Origin of the sequence: Algoriphagus yeomjeoni, from assembly GCF_003259505.1 — a bacterium.
Taxonomy (GTDB): domain Bacteria; phylum Bacteroidota; class Bacteroidia; order Cytophagales; family Cyclobacteriaceae; genus Algoriphagus; species Algoriphagus yeomjeoni.
Genome location: NZ_QLLK01000009.1, coordinates 128,993 through 145,438 on the forward strand (window position 1 = coordinate 128,993; position 16,446 = coordinate 145,438).

14 protein-coding genes are annotated in these 16,446 nt (G+C 40.4%); 9 read left to right on the forward strand and 5 right to left on the reverse strand.

The window, feature by feature from the left end:
* Positions 1 to 24 precede the first annotated feature (24 nt).
* Positions 25 to 687, forward strand: a complete 663-nt coding sequence (locus LV83_RS15585) for a phosphatidylserine decarboxylase family protein (RefSeq protein ID WP_111612479.1) — start codon at positions 25 to 27, stop codon at positions 685 to 687.
* A gap of 56 nt (positions 688 to 743) precedes the next feature.
* Here LV83_RS15585 and LV83_RS15590 read toward each other — a convergent pair whose 3' ends face one another.
* The 4 genes from LV83_RS15590 to LV83_RS15605 all read right to left on the reverse strand — a co-directional run bounded on the left by LV83_RS15590 (position 744) and on the right by LV83_RS15605 (position 3,858).
* Positions 744 to 1,217: a Clp protease ClpB gene (locus tag LV83_RS15590; protein WP_111612480.1), complete on the reverse strand. Its 474-nt coding sequence runs from the start codon at positions 1,215 to 1,217 to the stop codon at positions 744 to 746.
* Between the two features lie 240 nt (positions 1,218 to 1,457).
* Complete coding sequence (gene mnmD / locus LV83_RS15595; protein ID WP_111612481.1) at positions 1,458 to 2,141, reverse strand: tRNA (5-methylaminomethyl-2-thiouridine)(34)-methyltransferase MnmD; 684 nt, start codon at positions 2,139 to 2,141, stop codon at positions 1,458 to 1,460.
* Positions 2,138 to 2,620 carry a 2-C-methyl-D-erythritol 2,4-cyclodiphosphate synthase gene (ispF, locus tag LV83_RS15600; RefSeq protein WP_111612482.1) on the reverse strand — a complete coding sequence of 161 codons (483 nt, stop codon included), beginning with the start codon at positions 2,618 to 2,620 and terminating at the stop codon, positions 2,138 to 2,140. The genes mnmD and ispF overlap by 4 nt, the downstream gene beginning before the upstream one ends.
* Positions 2,617 to 3,858, reverse strand: a complete 1,242-nt coding sequence (locus LV83_RS15605) for a M16 family metallopeptidase (protein WP_111612483.1) — start codon at positions 3,856 to 3,858, stop codon at positions 2,617 to 2,619. The genes ispF and LV83_RS15605 overlap by 4 nt, the downstream gene beginning before the upstream one ends.
* A gap of 203 nt (positions 3,859 to 4,061) precedes the next feature.
* On the opposite strand from LV83_RS15605, the gene bshC reads away from it, so the two are divergent.
* The 8 genes from bshC (at position 4,062) to LV83_RS15645 (ending at position 15,576) form a co-directional block, all read left to right on the forward strand.
* Complete coding sequence (gene bshC, locus LV83_RS15610; protein WP_111612484.1) at positions 4,062 to 5,627, forward strand: bacillithiol biosynthesis cysteine-adding enzyme BshC; 1,566 nt, start codon at positions 4,062 to 4,064, stop codon at positions 5,625 to 5,627.
* A complete protein-coding gene (locus LV83_RS15615) occupies positions 5,617 to 6,189 on the forward strand; it encodes a 5-formyltetrahydrofolate cyclo-ligase (RefSeq protein WP_111612485.1) in 573 nt (190 codons plus the stop codon). Before bshC ends, LV83_RS15615 begins: the two co-directional genes overlap by 11 nt.
* 22 nt (positions 6,190 to 6,211) lie before the next feature.
* Positions 6,212 to 6,709 carry a hypothetical protein gene (locus LV83_RS15620; RefSeq protein WP_146613735.1) on the forward strand — a complete coding sequence of 166 codons (498 nt, stop codon included), beginning with the start codon at positions 6,212 to 6,214 and terminating at the stop codon, positions 6,707 to 6,709.
* Between the two features lie 190 nt (positions 6,710 to 6,899).
* A complete protein-coding gene (locus LV83_RS15625) occupies positions 6,900 to 8,564 on the forward strand; it encodes a patatin-like phospholipase family protein (protein ID WP_111612487.1) in 1,665 nt (554 codons plus the stop codon).
* 226 nt (positions 8,565 to 8,790) lie between these two features.
* Positions 8,791 to 11,583, forward strand: coding sequence for a 2-oxoglutarate dehydrogenase E1 component (locus LV83_RS15630; RefSeq protein ID WP_111612488.1), 2,793 nt, complete (start codon positions 8,791 to 8,793; stop codon positions 11,581 to 11,583).
* Between the two features lie 88 nt (positions 11,584 to 11,671).
* Complete coding sequence (gene odhB, locus LV83_RS15635; RefSeq protein ID WP_111612489.1) at positions 11,672 to 13,216, forward strand: 2-oxoglutarate dehydrogenase complex dihydrolipoyllysine-residue succinyltransferase; 1,545 nt, start codon at positions 11,672 to 11,674, stop codon at positions 13,214 to 13,216.
* Positions 13,217 to 13,320: 104 nt separating this feature from the next.
* A complete protein-coding gene (gene lpdA, locus LV83_RS15640) occupies positions 13,321 to 14,718 on the forward strand; it encodes a dihydrolipoyl dehydrogenase (protein WP_111612490.1) in 1,398 nt (465 codons plus the stop codon).
* An 84-nt stretch (positions 14,719 to 14,802) separates the two neighbouring features.
* Positions 14,803 to 15,576 (forward strand): Rossmann-like and DUF2520 domain-containing protein, encoded by a 774-nt coding sequence (locus LV83_RS15645; protein WP_111612491.1) that lies wholly within the window; start codon positions 14,803 to 14,805, stop codon positions 15,574 to 15,576.
* On the opposite strand, the gene LV83_RS15650 is transcribed toward LV83_RS15645, so the two are convergent.
* Positions 15,577 to 16,431, reverse strand: a complete 855-nt coding sequence (locus LV83_RS15650; RefSeq protein ID WP_111612492.1) for a pirin family protein — start codon at positions 16,429 to 16,431, stop codon at positions 15,577 to 15,579.
* Positions 16,432 to 16,446: the final 15 nt, after the last annotated feature.

Sequence of the window (16,446 nt, forward strand, 5' to 3'; positions counted from 1 at the left end):
CCACGCCTTTTAGTTTTGAAAATTATGACTATACACAGAGAAGGAAAAGTTTTGTTGTTTTGGTTGCTAATTGTCTTAGTGGCTGGAAATTATCTTATCATCTACTTTATGCCAGATGCCAGAGTACTTTCTAATATTGCTGTATTAGGAAGCATTGTGTTGTATCTGATTATCCTACAGTTTTTCAGAAGTCCGATTTTCAAATTACCTACTGACGAAAGTTTGGTATATGCCCCTGTGGATGGTAAAGTCGTGGTAATCGAGGAGACTTTCGAAGATGAATATCTCAAAGAAAACCGCAGACAGATTTCGATTTTCATGTCTCCGATCAACGTGCATGTTACTAGATCTCCGATCAAAGGAATAGTTGAGTTTTTTCAATATCACCCAGGTAAATACTTGGTAGCTTGGCATCCAAAGTCAAGTACGGAAAATGAGCGTACTTCCATGGTCGTGACTCATGAGAATGGAACAAAACTTATGGTAAGACAGGTAGCAGGTGCCTTGGCACGACGAATCAAATGGTATGTGAAGCTAGGTTCCGAATTGGCCTCAGGTGGTGAATTTGGCTTTATCAAATTCGGATCCAGAGTGGATGTCTACCTTCCATTAGATGCTGAGATATTGGTAGGATTAGAAGAGAAAACTAAAGGTGGAAGAACTCCGATTGCGAGATTGAAAGCGTAACTTTTTAAGAAACCTATAAAACCAAAAAAAGCTCCAAATAAGGAGCTTTTTTGGTTTTATGCCTTGATGACTTTTTTGTACACCACAAATCCAAGCCCCAACGTAATCAGAAATAAAATCAGACTGATCCATTCGAAAGTTCTTTTTTCGGAAAGCTTTTCTTCGAGTTGTTTGTCTCTTTCTGCAACTGCTCTTTTTAGCGCTTGGACGTCCTTTTCTTGCTTGAATGCAATGGCTTTGTAGTCTTCCCCGGTCTGAGTGGCAACGGTGGTTTCGATATCCCCAATCATTCGTAGTTCATCCATAATCAGGTTGTCCTTTGCAATAATGCGCTCCAGCCATTCATTGGTTTCGATCATGTCCTTTTTGGTCCGATTACCAAAGATTCCGGACTTTTTACTTTCAGATGCCTTCCATTGTTGGGTCAGTGCATCACGCTCTTGTACCATTTTTTCCAACTTGGCTTTACCTGCCTCAGTGAATTGGGGTGTAAATGCATTTAGAAAAGTAAGAAGTACTATTAGGATCATTTTTCTTCAGATATTAAAGGACTTAGTAGTAACGAATCAGGGAGTAAAAAATTCACTTTGGTTCGAATATAAAGGAAAGAGAATGCCAATTTATCTAGAACGAATTGAAGCCCCTTCAATTTAATTTTGTGATTGCATCTATTTAGTAATGACGATATCCTTTTCAATGATTTGCATTACCAATGGATAATTTATAGGGATTTGCTACTCGTTTTCTAAACAGCTTTAAACTTGTTGTTTTTATCGTTTCCAGCCTCGGGTCATTTCTTTTTTGCCCGGAGGGCCAGGCAGATTTTCTACCTCAAGTCCGAGATCTTTCAAATCTCTCCTTAGCTGTCCAGTTGCACAATAAGTGGTGAATATTCCACCTGGGTTCAGGGTCTCACAAACCTTACTTAGAGCTTCCTTTGACCACATTTCAGGCTGTTTGCTTGGCGCAAAAGCATCGTAAAATACTACGTCAGTTGGATAAAGAATTACATCTTCCAGTGTAGTTTTCTCCTTTTTCATGTTGAAATACTCAGACATGATGATGCCTTTGTCCCAGTCCGCTTTATGCAATCGCTGCAAATATGGCTTATAGTGAAATATGGCATCGTCCATATCACCGTAATTGAGCTGGGAATAAATATCCTCGGTTAATGGAAAGGGTTCAATACTATGATATAGGACTGGAATCTGATTTTGCTCTGCCCAAACGAGCGTTAACCAAGCATTCAAGCCTGTCCCAAAACCAACCTCAAAAATCCTCAGTGGTTTTTTCTTAGGGTTATTTATTACCCATGAATCTAGTCCATAAAGCATGAAAACATGAATGGATTCTTTGAAAGCGCCGTGAAAGCTATGATAGGTTTCTTTTAGCTCTTCGTTGTAAAGAGAATGGGAACCGTCTTCAGTAGTGATGATTTTTAAGTTGTCGCTCATACCGAATAAATTAAAGCTGTGCAATATGCCGAGACTCCCTCTTGCCTACCAACAAAACCTAGTTTTTCGGTTGTAGTAGCTTTGATGGAAATGTCGTTTTCAGAGATATTCATCACCTCAGCCAGACATGTTTTCATAGTTGGTATATGTGGGTTGACCTTAGGGAGTTGCAAGCAAATCGTCGTATCTAAATTACCTACTTCGAAGCCAGCTTCCCGGATCAGAAGCATCACCTCTGAAAGTAAAATTTTGCTGTCAATACCTTTAAATTTGGGGTCTTGATCAGAGAAATGATATCCTATGTCACGTAAGTTTGCAGCACCGAGAAGGGCATCGCAAATCACATGGATCAAAACATCTGCATCGGAATGTCCGACAGCACCTTTCTCATGTTCTAATTTGATTCCTCCCAGCCAGAAGTCATATCCTTCTTTGAGTTGATGGACATCATAGCCAAAACCTATTCTGAATTTGTTCATGCAGGCACAGATTTATAATATAAGACAGAGGAGTTTTCTTCACGAATAAGGCGGTTTGCCCACATCATGATTTCGTCTCCTTTTATTTTGGATTTATTTTCGAATTCTTGGTAATAAAGGTCTGGGTTTCCAAGCTGCGCATAATTTGCCAGATTCATAGCCCGGTTTAATACCTGAATAGATTCATAGGTTTTCATAGCTTCACCTTGATTCTTTACTTTTTGCAGCGCGTAATCTGAGATTTCTGAAGTTAGGAATTTAGAAACTACATCGTCCAATGCTTTTTCGGCTTCTTCAGCTGAAACGCCTGATTCCATTTTCCCTGAGAAAATCAGCAGTCCTGGATCTACTGATCCTAACACATAAGCTCCAACTGCCGCAAACAACTTCCCATTTTTCACTAAGGTTTGCTCAAGCAAGGAAGACTTTCCAAAGCCAATGATGTCAGTTATTAAATCAGCTTCTAAGTATCCCGGCGATAGTTTTGCCGGCATTTTATAAGCCTTGTATAGCGCATCTGTGGGCACTGTTGCTTCCACTGTTTTGGTCTTTTTAGTGAGCTGAGGTGCTTCGGCAGGGATTTGGTGATTTGATTCAGAAAGATTAGGAATGGGTTCAAACCATTTTTTGGACAAACGCTCTACCTCAGCCTGGGTGACTGCACCAGCGACGACTAGTACAGCATTGTCAGGCCGATAATTTGCTTGGTAAAAGGCCCAAACATCCTCTTGGGTATAGTTGATAATATCCTCTAAATTCTGACCTATAGTTGGCCAACGATACGGATGTGTTTCATAAGCGAGACCGCGCAAGTGGTGAAATACATCGCCATAAGGTTGATTAAGATAGCGTTGCTTGTATTCTTCCATCACTACTTTCCGCTGGGTTTCTATTGTTTTCTCGCTCAGCGTGAGTTGCAGCATTCGGTCAGATTCTAGCCAAAAGGCAGTTTCTAAATTTGCCGCTGGGATCGTGATATAGTAATTAGTAATGTCTGGACTAGTGAATGCATTGCAAGCACCTCCGACACGCTCTAATTCTCGGTCGAAAACAGGGACATTCGCAGAACTTCCAAACATCAAATGTTCGAAGAAGTGGGCAAGTCCAGTTTTTCCTGGCTTTTCATTTCGGGATCCGACTTTATAAAGCAGGTTGAAAACAGCGATTTTACTGCCGTGATCCTCATGGACGATCACTTCTAAGCCGTTATCTAAGAAAAATCTTGTGTAGGGTAGCATAATTGTAGCTTGCAAAGCTAAGATAATTGGCAATTCTGGCTAATTAGGAAAGCTTATTTTAAATAAACCTTCCACGGAATTCTAATGTTTAATCAGCTTAAGCCCCATTGGTATAAGCATTCCTCATTTTTCAGAAAAAAAAACGAACTTTGGAATGATTGCCTAAGTTAGTTTTCCAATATAACCCTCAGCTCAACTCCCTTATGTTAAAACGTTGCGTAGAACTTCACGAGACCGGACAGTTTTCACAATTTTTTTTGGATTACATCGGAGGGAAAAAAGAATTACAACCATTTTATACTCATGCTCCCATTTTGGAGAGTTTTAAGCAAGCAATTGACCAGAAGACTTTTTCTCAAGAAAATCGCAAAATACTGGTAGCGGCGCTGCAGACTCAATATGCCAACCAGGAAGTGAGCTATGCAGTTTCAAAGAATATAGAATCATTATCCTCGGCACAAACTTTTACAGTCACCACAGGTCATCAGCTGAATTTATTCACAGGACCTCTTTACTTCATCTACAAAATTGTATCTACCATCAATCTTGCTAAGAAATTAGCACAAACCTATCCAAAGCATAGGTTCGTACCAGTGTATTGGATGGCGACGGAGGATCATGATTTTGATGAGATCAATTACTTCAAACTAGATGGTAAGAAATACCAGTGGAATTCTGATCAAACCGGTGCTGTCGGTGATTTTGAATTAGGTAAAGATTTTAAAGAGTTTTTGAAAACGGTATCATTCGCCCCAGATGTGTTTGTGGATGCTTATTCTTCTTCAGAGACACTAGCAGAGGCAGTACGCAAGTATGTGAATTCACTTTTCGGGGAGGAAGGATTGCTGATTGTAGATGGGGACGATGTGAACTTGAAGCGAGAATTCTCAGAAGTGATTCTTTCAGATTTGTTTGAGCATACTTCCTATGAGAGAGCTACCGAGGCGACAGAAAAGTTGGAAGAACTGGGGTATAGTAGTCAGATTTTCCCCAGGGAGGTGAATTTCTTCTACTTAGACAAAGGTGTTCGGGAGCGAATTGAAAAGATGGATTCAGGCTTTGGTGTGGTGAACACTGAGTTACGATTCTCAGATCAGGAAATGAAGGATTTGGTAGCCAAACATCCTGAGCGATTTAGCCCGAATGTGGTGCTGCGTCCTTTATACCAAGAGATGATTTTGCCGAATTTAGCTTATTTAGGCGGCCCGGCTGAAGTGGTTTATTGGCTTCAACTGAAGGGCGTTTTTGAGCACTTTAATACTCCTTTCCCTGTCTTATTGCCTCGTAATTTTGCCCTACTTCTAAATACGAAGGTGCAGCGGAAAATGGCGCAGTTGAATTGGGGTGTTGAGGATCTTTTTGTAGATGTGGAGCATTGGAAAAAGACTTTTGTGAAAGCGGAGGCTAGCATGGATATAGAGCTCACAAAGCAAAAGGAGGTTATCGCTGCGCTGTTTGATTTGAAGGGGAAAGAAGCTGCACATTTGGAGAAAAGCCTTGAGAATGCTTTTGCAGCTGGAAAGGTCCGTGCTTTAAAGATCCTGGATCAAATGGCGCGAAAACTTCGTAAAGCTGAAGAGCGAAGATTGCATACACAAATAGAACGTGCCAGTTGCATTCAGGAACTTGTAAAGCCTGGAGGAAGTCCACAGGAGCGTGTCGTCAATATGATGCAGTTTTATTTAGGTAATCCAGATTTGATTACTGAGCTGTTGGATTGTTTTGACCCATTGGATTTTAGAATGATGGTATTGTCAGATGAGTCGTGATAAACATCAACTTAGGGTTTTTTACAAGAAATTGAGAGCAGCTATGTCCGCTGAGGAACGAGAACATAAGTCTCTTCAGATCTCTCAGAATGTGATTGATTTTTTGAGTGAAAGGAAAGGCATCAAGTATTTTCACTTATTTTTTCCTATCTCAAAGCAGCTAGAAATAAATACTTATCCTATTAAGGACTACCTAGAAGAAATTGGTGGAAAGATATATACATCAAAAGTTGATTCTGAATCTTTGGAATTGAAGACTTTGCTATTGAGGGCTAAGACAAAATTTCAGTTGGATAGTTGGGGGATTCCTATTCCTGAGGAGTATGAGATAACTTCGAATGAGTTGATTCAAGTGGTTTTTGTGCCTTTACTCGCTTATGATCAAAAAGGAAATAGAATTGGCTTTGGGAAAGGATTTTATGATGTTTTTTTAGCTAGCCTAGATCATTCTGTAATTAAGGTAGGTTTGAGTTTTTTTGCCCCGGAGCTAAGTATTCCAGCTGAATTGCATGATATCCCACTTGATTATTGCATTACGCCAGAAAATATTATTACTTTTTAACCTTGAATTAATAGTCCTGTATATGCGATTTACTCTACTCCTCCTTTTTGTCACAGTTTTTATGCTTTTTTCATCTGTAGATGAATCCAGAGCACAGATTGCGGATTACAATACGATGATTGGAGTAGTAGGCGGAACTAACATTGGTGGAACTGTAAAACAATTTATTTCATACAATGGGGCAGTGGATGTTTTAGTATACAGGAGATGGAAAGGCTGGGTAGCCGCTGCTTTATATGAACACCATTTGGATATTCGTGAATTTCGAGGCTTAGAATGGTATTTTGGTGGTGGGGCTCATTACGGAGTTTGGAAGGATGGAAAAGGTGAGCCACCTTGGGTATACAAGATTGATCAGGATTACAATGTTTTTGGAATCGATGCAATCACTGGAGTGGAATACAACATCAATAAGAGTAATTTTTTCGTCGGACTCTATTGGAAGCCTGCCTATAATTTCACTGACTTTACTAAGTTTTGGGAAGATGAAGTTGCTTTTACGCTGAGGTATTCATTGTAGCTTGAAGTGACTTTCGGTAAGCTCGGAGCTTTATAGTGAGGTTTTGTAATTCAAACTTGTGAAAATGTTATTTGATTTTAGCAGCGTCTATTTAGGTGCTGCTTTTATTAGTGTTTATATTTTATATCGCTCTTTATCGGTATATTAAAATATAATTTTTAATTAAGTCTCTTTTTATAACTACACTTTTATGGCGCAATCAGATGATGTTTCGCAACCTTTAACTCCTCTGAAATCAATCGGCGTATGTTTCAGTGGCGGTGGATATCGAGCAACCGCATTTAGCTTAGGGGTTATGGATTACCTAAATAGAATAGAGTTTGAAGGTAAGCCTCTTCTTGAAAACGTAATTGCTCTAAGCTCGGTAAGTGGGGGGACCATCACAGCTGGGCTGTTTGCAGCCAATAATGCAAATGGTGATTCCTTTGATACTTTTTACTCAAAACTTTATACTTTCCTGAAAGAGGATAAGTTGGTAGATGAGGCGACCGCAAAGTTCATGGATGATGAATTTTGGAAGACAACCACTCGGAGTCGTTCAGTAATTAATGGCTTCGCGCTCACTTACTATGAGAAGTTAGTCGCTAAAAGCTTTGAGGATTTGAAGCCGGAGAAAATAAAAGGTCACCTAAAATATGTCTGTTTCAATGCCACCGAGTTCTCTTATGGGTTAACTTTTAGATTTCAAAACGTCAATAAATTTGGGAATTATGAATTGAAATGTGACCAGATTCAGGCGGTTTTGAAAGACATACGTATTGCCGATGCGATCGCATCCTCTTCCTGTTTTCCTGTTGGTTTTTCCCCAATGATATTCCCTAACGACTATATAGAAAATCATGAAAGTCAAGAATATATTGACTTAATCACTGTCCCCAAATTTGCTAAGGGAGTAGGCGTTATGGATGGAGGAATTGTGGATAATCAGGGAATTGGCAGTATGGTGAATTTTGATAAAAGTTCTCGGGATGGCTTCCCTTTAGATCTACTTATCGTGAATGATGTAGATGGTTTCGTTATGCCTCCTTGGACTCCTTTTGAAGGGTTGAATTCAACTAAAGGAAAAGAATCGCTTTCATCTTTTATTGCAGGCTGGTTAAAATACCTTCAGTTAAAGCCTGCTTATTGGATTGGTCTGCTAATCGGCGTCTTTGGCTTGATCATATCAAGTTTTATAGATGTGTTTTTTGAGAAAACCTGGATTTTGCTTTATGGTATTTCAAGTGGCTTGATTGGAGTATTTGGCTTATTGACCGGCTTGGGTTTTTTAGGTGATTATTTAGTGAAAAAAGCTAAAAAGGAGGTTCAGGGTACGATTAAAAATGTCTTGCCTTCTGCTCTGGTGGATGATGTAGAAAGATTTGCTGATTTAGAAGTGAACCAGGTAAAGAAAATGATAATTAATAGGTGGACTTCTGCCTTACTGATGATTAATGAAATATTCCTGAGACAAATAAGGAGGTTGAATTTTGACTTGCTGTACACCTCCCCGAAGTTTGCTAATCGCCGAATAACTTCCACAGTGTACCAATTGAATGGGAAGCAAAATACTATCAGTGATGAAAAGCAAAAGGAAAAGGCGGATGATATCACTATTTCCAGAAGAATTAAAGAGTCAGCTCTTATCGCTTCTCAGATGCCAACCACGCTTTGGTGGGATAGTGAAGACTTAAAAGTACATCGTCAAGATAACCTTATTGCATGTGGACAGTTTACTACTTGTTACAATCTGATCAAGTACATACAAAAACTACCTTTAGAATACCAAACTGATCAGGTAACGAATCTCCATAAAGCACTTTTGGAAGATTGGAAACAATTTAAAACCGATCCTTTGGTTTTTGTTGGGAAATAATTTCATGAATTTGTCTGCGTCCAACATTGAAGGTTTTTCCATCCAAGTTGAGTTGATCAACTTCTTTTAATAAAGAAATTGGGAGTATTACTTCTAAAATCTACGGTTTCGCTGTTATATGCCAAATAAAACTGTAAGAGCAATCTACATATTCGGAAAGGCAAATAAGCAATTTTTTATTATAGATTTAAGGCCTTAGCTTTGAACTCTTCTTGAATAATTAACAATGGATAAGTTTTCTTATATCGCTAATGCTCACGTGTCTTATATCGATGAGCTTTACTCTTCTTACAAGAGTGACCCAGAATCAATCGACCCAAGCTGGAAAGAGTTTTTTGATGGCTTTGACTTTGCGCTGACAAACTACAGTGACGAAGACAATCCTCCTTCGTCGAATGGAAAAGCTGCTGCTCCAGCAAAAAATGGCGCACTTGCGACACCAGGTACCATCATGGACATGGAGCAGCTGCCTAAAGAAATCAAGGTAAGAGCGTTGATACACGCTTATCGCTCTAGAGCTCACTTGAGATCAAAGACCAACCCAGTAAGAGAGCGACGTGATAGAAAAGCGTTGATTGATCCGCAGGACTTCGGTTTGGGTCAAGAAGATATGAATACTGAATTCCAAGCTGGAAACGAAATTGGAATTGGTACTGCGAAATTTTCCAAAATTTTAGATTCTCTGAAATCCATTTACGAAGGTTCAGTAGGCTTTGAATACTTATACATTCGTGATCCGGAGATGCTGGATTGGTTTAAAACTAAGGTGGAAAAAGATGCTTTAGCATTTAACCCAACTCATGAAGAGAAAAAGAGAATTCTTTCGAAGCTTAACCAAGCGGTAGTTTTCGAAAACTTTTTACATACCAAATACCTTGGACAAAAGCGATTTTCACTGGAAGGTGGAGAAAGCACAATCCCATTCTTGGATGCCGTTATAAATACCTCGTCTCAGTTAGGAGTAAAAGAAGTAATGATCGGTATGGCTCACCGTGGCCGTCTGAATGTTTTGGCTAACATAATGGGCAAAACCTATGAGCAGATTTTCTCTGAATTTGAAGGAACTGCAAAGCCGGATTTAACTATGGGTGATGGTGATGTGAAGTATCACATGGGCTATTCAAGTGACATAGTGACTCCAAATGAAAATAAAGTCCACTTGAAGCTTGCTCCAAACCCATCACATCTTGAAGCGGTAGATCCAGTGGTAGAAGGATTTTTGAGAGCGAAAATTGACTCTGAGTATAAAGGAGATAAGACCAAGGCTCTTCCAATTTTAATTCATGGAGACGCAGCCGTTGCCGGACAGGGGATCGTTTATGAGGTTACTCAGATGGCAGACCTGAAAGGATATAATACAGGAGGGACAATTCACTTTGTAATTAACAACCAGGTAGGTTTTACGACTGATTTTGATGATGCCAGATCCTCCATCTATTGTACAGATGTAGCTAAAATCATTGATGCACCAGTAATCCACGTGAATGGTGATAATGCTGAGTCAGTGGTGTTTGCCGCAAAACTTGCTGCAGAATTCAGACAGAAGTTCAGCCGAGATATTTTTGTCGATATGGTCTGCTACAGACGTCATGGACACAACGAATCTGACGAGCCAAAATTCACTCAACCAGAACTATATAACATTATCTCTAAGCACCCAAATCCTAGAGAAATCTACGTGAAGCGTCTAGCAGAACGTGGTGATGTGGAGGCAAAATTAGCTTCGCAAATGGATGAGGAGTTTAGACAGCTTCTTCAAGATCGATTAAATTTGGTGAAGGAAAAGCCACTTCCTTATCAGGCAACTCGCTTTGAAAATGAATGGAGTACCTTGAGAAGGTCCAAGCCAGAAGATTTTGATCAATCTCCACAAACTGGGGTAACTCAGGAGCAAATAGAAAAAGTAGCTGAAGCGCTGACAGTAATTCCAAAAGGATTTAAACCGCTAAAACAGATTGAAGCGCAGTTGAAGCAGCGTAAAGACATGTTCTTCCAGTCTAAATCATTGAACTGGGCAGCAGCAGAATTACTGGCTTACGGTTCCTTGACTTTGGAAGGAAAGACAGTTCGACTGACTGGACAAGATGTGCAAAGAGGTACCTTCTCGCATCGTCACGCTGTACTTCATGATGCCAATACGAATAAAGCCTACAATTCCCTAAAGGAAATGAAGGATAGAAAAGGTGAATTCTACATCTACAATTCTCTACTTTCTGAGTATGCAGTATTAGGTTTTGAATATGGCTATGCCATGGCAAACCCAAATTCTTTGACGATCTGGGAAGCACAATTTGGTGATTTTGCCAACGGCGCTCAGACTATGATTGACCAGTTTATCACTTCTGGTGAATCAAAATGGCAGAAAATGAATGGCTTGGTGATGCTACTTCCTCACGGCTACGAAGGTCAGGGACCAGAGCACTCCAATGCGCGTCCTGAGAGATTCCTTCAGCTAGCAGCTGAATACAATACCGTGGTGGCAAACGTAACTGAGCCTTCCAACTTCTTCCACTTGTTGAGAAGACAGTTGGCGTGGGAATTCAGAAAGCCTTGTATCGTGATGTCACCAAAGTCATTGCTTAGACATCCTAAAGTGGTTTCACCACTTTCCGAATTTACCGAAGGTACATTTAGAGAAGTGCTTCCAGATACTACTGTAAATGCCAAAGATGTGAAGCGGGTTGTGCTTTGCTCCGGCAAGATTTACTATGATTTGGAAGAAGCTCGCGAGAAAGAGAAAGTGAAAGATGTAGCTATCGTGAGAATCGAGCAACTCCACCCACTTCCAAAGAAACAAATGCAAGATGTTCTTTCTGGCTATCCAAAAGCTGAAGTCGTGTGGGTTCAGGAAGAACCTTCAAACATGGGGTATTGGAATTATATCTTAAGATTACTTTATAAGGAAATTCCAATGGAGGTGATCGCCAGAAAAGCCAGTGCTTCACCTGCAACAGGATACAATAAAGTACACGTAGAAGAGCAGAAAAACATTATTGCTCAAGCACTTAAATTGAAATAATCACAGCTCTTTTTATAAAGACATCCAAAATAATCGTATCATTTTGTTCCTCTCTTTTTGACTACAAAAGAGAAAAAAAGAAAAACTTATGAGCAAAGAAATTAAAGTCCCAGCGGTAGGAGAGTCCATCACGGAAGTCACTATTGGCCAATGGTTTAAAAAAGACGGGGAGGAAGTTCAGATGGACGAAGTCCTATGTGAACTGGAATCTGATAAAGCTACTTTTGAATTGCCGGCAGAAGCTGCGGGCGTGCTTAAAATCAAAGCCCAAGAAGGTGATGTGCTGGAAATCGGAGCTGTGATCTGTGAAATCGACGAAACTGGAGTTCCAGGAAAGTCTGAGCCAACCAAAGACGAACCTAAGGCTGAATCAGCACCTAAGACTGAGGAAAAATCTTCTGGAGCAAAGTCAACAGGAGAAGTGAAAGATATGGTTGTGCCTACTGTAGGTGAGTCTATCACGGAAGTTACCTTAGCAAACTGGATCAAAGCAGACGGAGATTATGTGAAGTTGGATGAAATCATCGCTGAGGTGGACTCTGATAAAGCGACTTTTGAATTGCCAGCTGAGGCATCGGGAATTTTGCGCCATGTAGCGCAAGAAGGTGATGTGCTTGAGATTGGCGGAATGATCTGTAAAATCGAAGTGACGGAAGGCGAGCCAGGTGCTGCATCATCTTCAGATTCTTCTTCAACTCCTGCATCAGCATCCGCTGACTCAGGAAATACAAACTATGCCACAGGACATGCATCGCCAGCTGCTTCCAAGATCTTGGCAGAAAAAGGAGTTTCTCCTGAGTCTGTAAAAGGAACTGGAAAAGATGGTAGAATTACCAAAGAAGATGCTCAATCTGCTCAAAAATCAGCTCCTGCTCCTGCAAAAGCTGATAATAAATCAGCTGAAGCTTCTGCGCCTGCTCCAACTGCCGGAGAAAGGAACGAGCGTAGAGAGAAAATGTCTTCTTTGAGAAAAACGGTTGCTAAGCGTTTGGTATCTGTGAAAAATGAGACGGCCATGTTAACCACCTTCAATGAGGTGAACATGAAGCCAATCATGGATTTGAGATCCAAATTCAAAGAGCAATTCAAAGAAAAGCATGGGGTAGGACTTGGATTTATGTCTTTCTTTACCAAAGCTGTTTGCGTAGCCCTACAAGAATGGCCTGCAGTAAATGCTAAGATTGACGGAAATGAGATGGTCTTCAACGACTATTGTGATATTTCTATAGCCGTTTCTGCTCCAAAAGGACTTGTGGTTCCTGTAATCAGAAATGCTGAAACACTTAGCTTTGATCAGATAGAAAAAGAAGTGGTGAGACTTGCAGGAAAAGCAAGAGACAATAAACTCTCAATAGAGGAAATGACTGGTGGTACCTTCACGTTGACTAACGGAGGAATTTTCGGGTCCATGATGTCTACTCCTATCATTAATGCACCTCAGTCCGCTATTTTGGGTATGCACAACATAGTGCAGCGTCCAATGGCAGTGAATGGTGAAGTTGTCATACTTCCAATGATGTACTTGGCACTTTCGTATGATCATAGAATCATCGATGGACGTGAGTCAGTAAGCTTCCTTGTTCGGGTAAAAGAATTGCTTGAAGATCCAACAAGATTGTTGTTTGGAGTATAAGGATTTACGATTTCTGATTTACGATTTACGATGGGCTGAGGAACTGCAGCCCTCATTTTAAACAGTCTTGGCTCTTGGTTCTAGACTCTAAAATCTAAAAAAAAATGTACGACGTAATAGTTATAGGTTCTGGTCCAGGTGGATATGTTGCAGCGATTCGCTGTGCGCAACTTGGACTGAAAACAGCCATTGTTGAAAAATACCCAACGCTAGGAGGGACTTGCTTGAACGTAGGTTGTATCCCATCCAAAGCTTTGTTGGATTCCTCTGAGCACTACCATAATGCTGCTCATTCTTTCGAAACTCATGGAATAAAGTTGAGTAATTTGAAAGTTGATTTGAAGCAAATGATCGCACGTAAGGAAGATGTGGTAAAGCAGAATACAGATGGTATTAACTATCTGATGAAAAAGAATAAGATCGATGTTCATCAAGGAGTTGGCTCTTTCGTAGATAAAACTACCGTGAAGGTGACTAAAGACGATGGAACCGCATCTGATATTCAGGGCAAGAATATCATTATTGCAACTGGATCAAAGCCATCTACTTTGCCTTTTATTAAAATCGATAAAGACAGAGTCATCACTTCTACCGAAACATTGAATTTGAAAGAAATTCCAAAGCACCTAGTAGTCATTGGTGGTGGTGTTATTGGCTTGGAACTTGGATCTGTATACGGTAGAATGGGCTCGAAAGTATCCGTGATCGAGTACATGGATTCACTGATTCCTACCATGGATCGTACAATGGGTAAAGAACTTCAGAAGTCTTTGAAGAAAATCGGTTTTGAGTTTTTCCTAAAGCATAAAGTAACAGCTGTAGAAAGCAAAGGCAAAGAAGTTACTGTAAAAGCAGAGAATTCAAAAGGTGAAACAGTAGAGGTGAAAGGTGATTATGTCTTAGTTTCTATTGGCAGAAGACCTTATACGGATGGCTTGAATGCGGAAGCAGCAGGTGTGAAAATCACGGACAGAGGTCAAGTAGAAGTAAATGATCATTTGCAGACTAATGTGCCAAATATCTATGCAATCGGTGATGTGGTGAAAGGCGCAATGCTTGCACACAAAGCTGAGGAAGAAGGAGTATTTGTGGCAGAAACGATCTTGGGACAGAAGCCACATATCAATTACAACCTGATTCCTGGTGTAGTATACACTTGGCCGGAAGTGGCTGCTGTAGGATATACCGAAGAGCAATTGAAGGAAAAGGGTATCAAATACAAAACTGGGAAATTCCCTTTTATGGCTTCTGGCCGTGCGAGAGCTTCCATGGATACCGATGGTCTGGTAAAAGTCTTGGCAGATGCTGAGACTGACGAGATCCTAGGTGTTCACATGATCGGTCCAAGAACGGCTGATATGATTGCTGAGGCGGTGGTAGCGATGGAATACAGAGCATCTGCTGAGGATATCGCTAGAATGTCTCATGCTCACCCGACTTATACAGAGGCTTTCAAAGAAGCTTGTTTGGCCGCTACTGATAATAGAGCGCTGCATATTTAAGTTTGAAAATATAGAATTAAAATGAGCCATTTGGAGAGATTCGAATGGCTTTTTCTTTGGTCGAATTTTTGGTTTAATTAGCGTATGAAGTTTAAAATTGCCCTAATTGGTGCTGGAAATGTCGCTTGGCATTTGGCGCCAGCTTTAGAAGACGCAGGTCACATCATCACAGAAGTCTATGCGCGCACCATGAAAAGTGCAGAGACTATTACAGGTCGGGTCTATGCAGGAGAAGCTAAAGATGAGCTAGATTTCTCGGCAAGTGAGGCTGAGATCTTTATTTTGGCAGTTAAAGATTCTGCTATAATGGGAGTAGCAGACCAGATTATTTTGCCAGAGGATTCTATTCTTGTACATACTTCAGGATCCGTAGGGTTGGATATGTTGAATTATAGCTCAGCCAGCTACACAGGTATATTTTATCCTTTGCAATCTTTCACCAAAGGAAGAAAAATCGAATTTGATGAGGTGCCTTTTTTGCTAGAATCTGATGATGAAGAGACATTACAAAAGCTCAAAAAATTAGCAAAAAGTCTGTCTCCACTGATCTATACTGTACGATCAAAAGATCGAAAAGCCATGCATATTGCTGCGGTATTCGCGAGTAATTTCTCCAATCACATGATTAGAATTGCTGAGGAAGTGATGCACAGGCAAGGATTGGACTTCGAGATGCTGAAGCCACTGATTATTGAGACAATTTCCAAAAGTCTTCAATTAGGAGCAAAGGCTGCCCAAACAGGCCCAGCAATTCGGGAAGATTATGAAACCCTGGAAGATCATCATCGGTTTTTGAATTACAACGAATCTATCGCTGAAATCTACCGACTTATCTCCCAGGATATTATAGATAGTTAATTAGTGGGTCCAAGTACCAAACTTCCCTGCTTGGTAGTCTTGATAGGCTTCTTGGATTTGTTGTTGGGTGTTCATCACAAATGGACCTTGTGCGACCATTGGTTCATTGAAAGGTGCTGCATGACCTAGAATCAGAATAGCATCCTCGGTAGCTTCTACTGAGATTGATCCTTCCTGATTTTCAAATTCTACCAAGTTTCTGAAATTGATTTCCTCGCCATTTACCATGAGCACACCTCGTACGATGTAAAAGAAAATATTCTCTTCAGCAGAAATTGCCTTCTCGAATTTCCCGCCTTTTTCTAAGTAAATCGTACTCATCGTAATTGGAAAATTGCCTTTAAAAGCGCCGCCATTTCCATCCCATTCTCCGAAAAGCTGCTGGACTTTTATTTTGCCATTATCCATGGTAAAACTCGGAATTTCATTTTCCTGCAAGCCAACATAGCTCGGCTTCATCATTTTTTTATCTGCCGGGAGATTTAACCAAAGCTGAAGGATTTCTAAATCTCCTCCGTTTTTCTTAAAATCTGAACTACTCACCTCCGAGTGAATCAAGCCACTCCCAGCAGTCATGTACTGAACTCCTCCTGGACCAATGACCGATTCATGACCAGATGAATCCAAGTGCATAATATCTCCTGCGGTAATGAAGGTGACTGTTTCCATACCTCTATGTGGATGCGGACCAAAAGGCAATCCTTGATTATGGGCAGGATAGGTTTGGAAACCGTGATGGTTTAGGAAAATGAAAGGGTCCAGTTGCTGGAGCTGCCGAGTAGGCATAGGACTATAAGTCACCAAATCCGCAATAGGCCTGTATTCCGCTTTATGTATTTTTTTAATTTCTCTCATGATTGACTCAATTGA

Bases quoted from the DNA above. Each gene is read 5' to 3' on its own strand.
- LV83_RS15585 (WP_111612479.1), top strand. From the start codon at position 25: ATGACTATACACAGAGAAGGAAAAGTTTTGTTGTTTTGGTTGCTAATT.
- LV83_RS15590 (WP_111612480.1), bottom strand. From the start codon at position 1,217: ATGATCCTAATAGTACTTCTTACTTTTCTAAATGCATTTACACCCCAA.
- mnmD (WP_111612481.1), bottom strand. From the start codon at position 2,141: ATGAGCGACAACTTAAAAATCATCACTACTGAAGACGGTTCCCATTCT.
- ispF (WP_111612482.1), bottom strand. From the start codon at position 2,620: ATGAACAAATTCAGAATAGGTTTTGGCTATGATGTCCATCAACTCAAA.
- LV83_RS15605 (WP_111612483.1), bottom strand. From the start codon at position 3,858: ATGCTACCCTACACAAGATTTTTCTTAGATAACGGCTTAGAAGTGATC.
- bshC (WP_111612484.1), top strand. From the start codon at position 4,062: ATGTTAAAACGTTGCGTAGAACTTCACGAGACCGGACAGTTTTCACAA.
- LV83_RS15615 (WP_111612485.1), top strand. From the start codon at position 5,617: ATGAGTCGTGATAAACATCAACTTAGGGTTTTTTACAAGAAATTGAGA.
- LV83_RS15620 (WP_146613735.1), top strand. From the start codon at position 6,212: ATGCGATTTACTCTACTCCTCCTTTTTGTCACAGTTTTTATGCTTTTT.
- LV83_RS15625 (WP_111612487.1), top strand. From the start codon at position 6,900: ATGGCGCAATCAGATGATGTTTCGCAACCTTTAACTCCTCTGAAATCA.
- LV83_RS15630 (WP_111612488.1), top strand. From the start codon at position 8,791: ATGGATAAGTTTTCTTATATCGCTAATGCTCACGTGTCTTATATCGAT.
- odhB (WP_111612489.1), top strand. From the start codon at position 11,672: ATGAGCAAAGAAATTAAAGTCCCAGCGGTAGGAGAGTCCATCACGGAA.
- lpdA (WP_111612490.1), top strand. From the start codon at position 13,321: ATGTACGACGTAATAGTTATAGGTTCTGGTCCAGGTGGATATGTTGCA.
- LV83_RS15645 (WP_111612491.1), top strand. From the start codon at position 14,803: ATGAAGTTTAAAATTGCCCTAATTGGTGCTGGAAATGTCGCTTGGCAT.
- LV83_RS15650 (WP_111612492.1), bottom strand. From the start codon at position 16,431: ATGAGAGAAATTAAAAAAATACATAAAGCGGAATACAGGCCTATTGCG.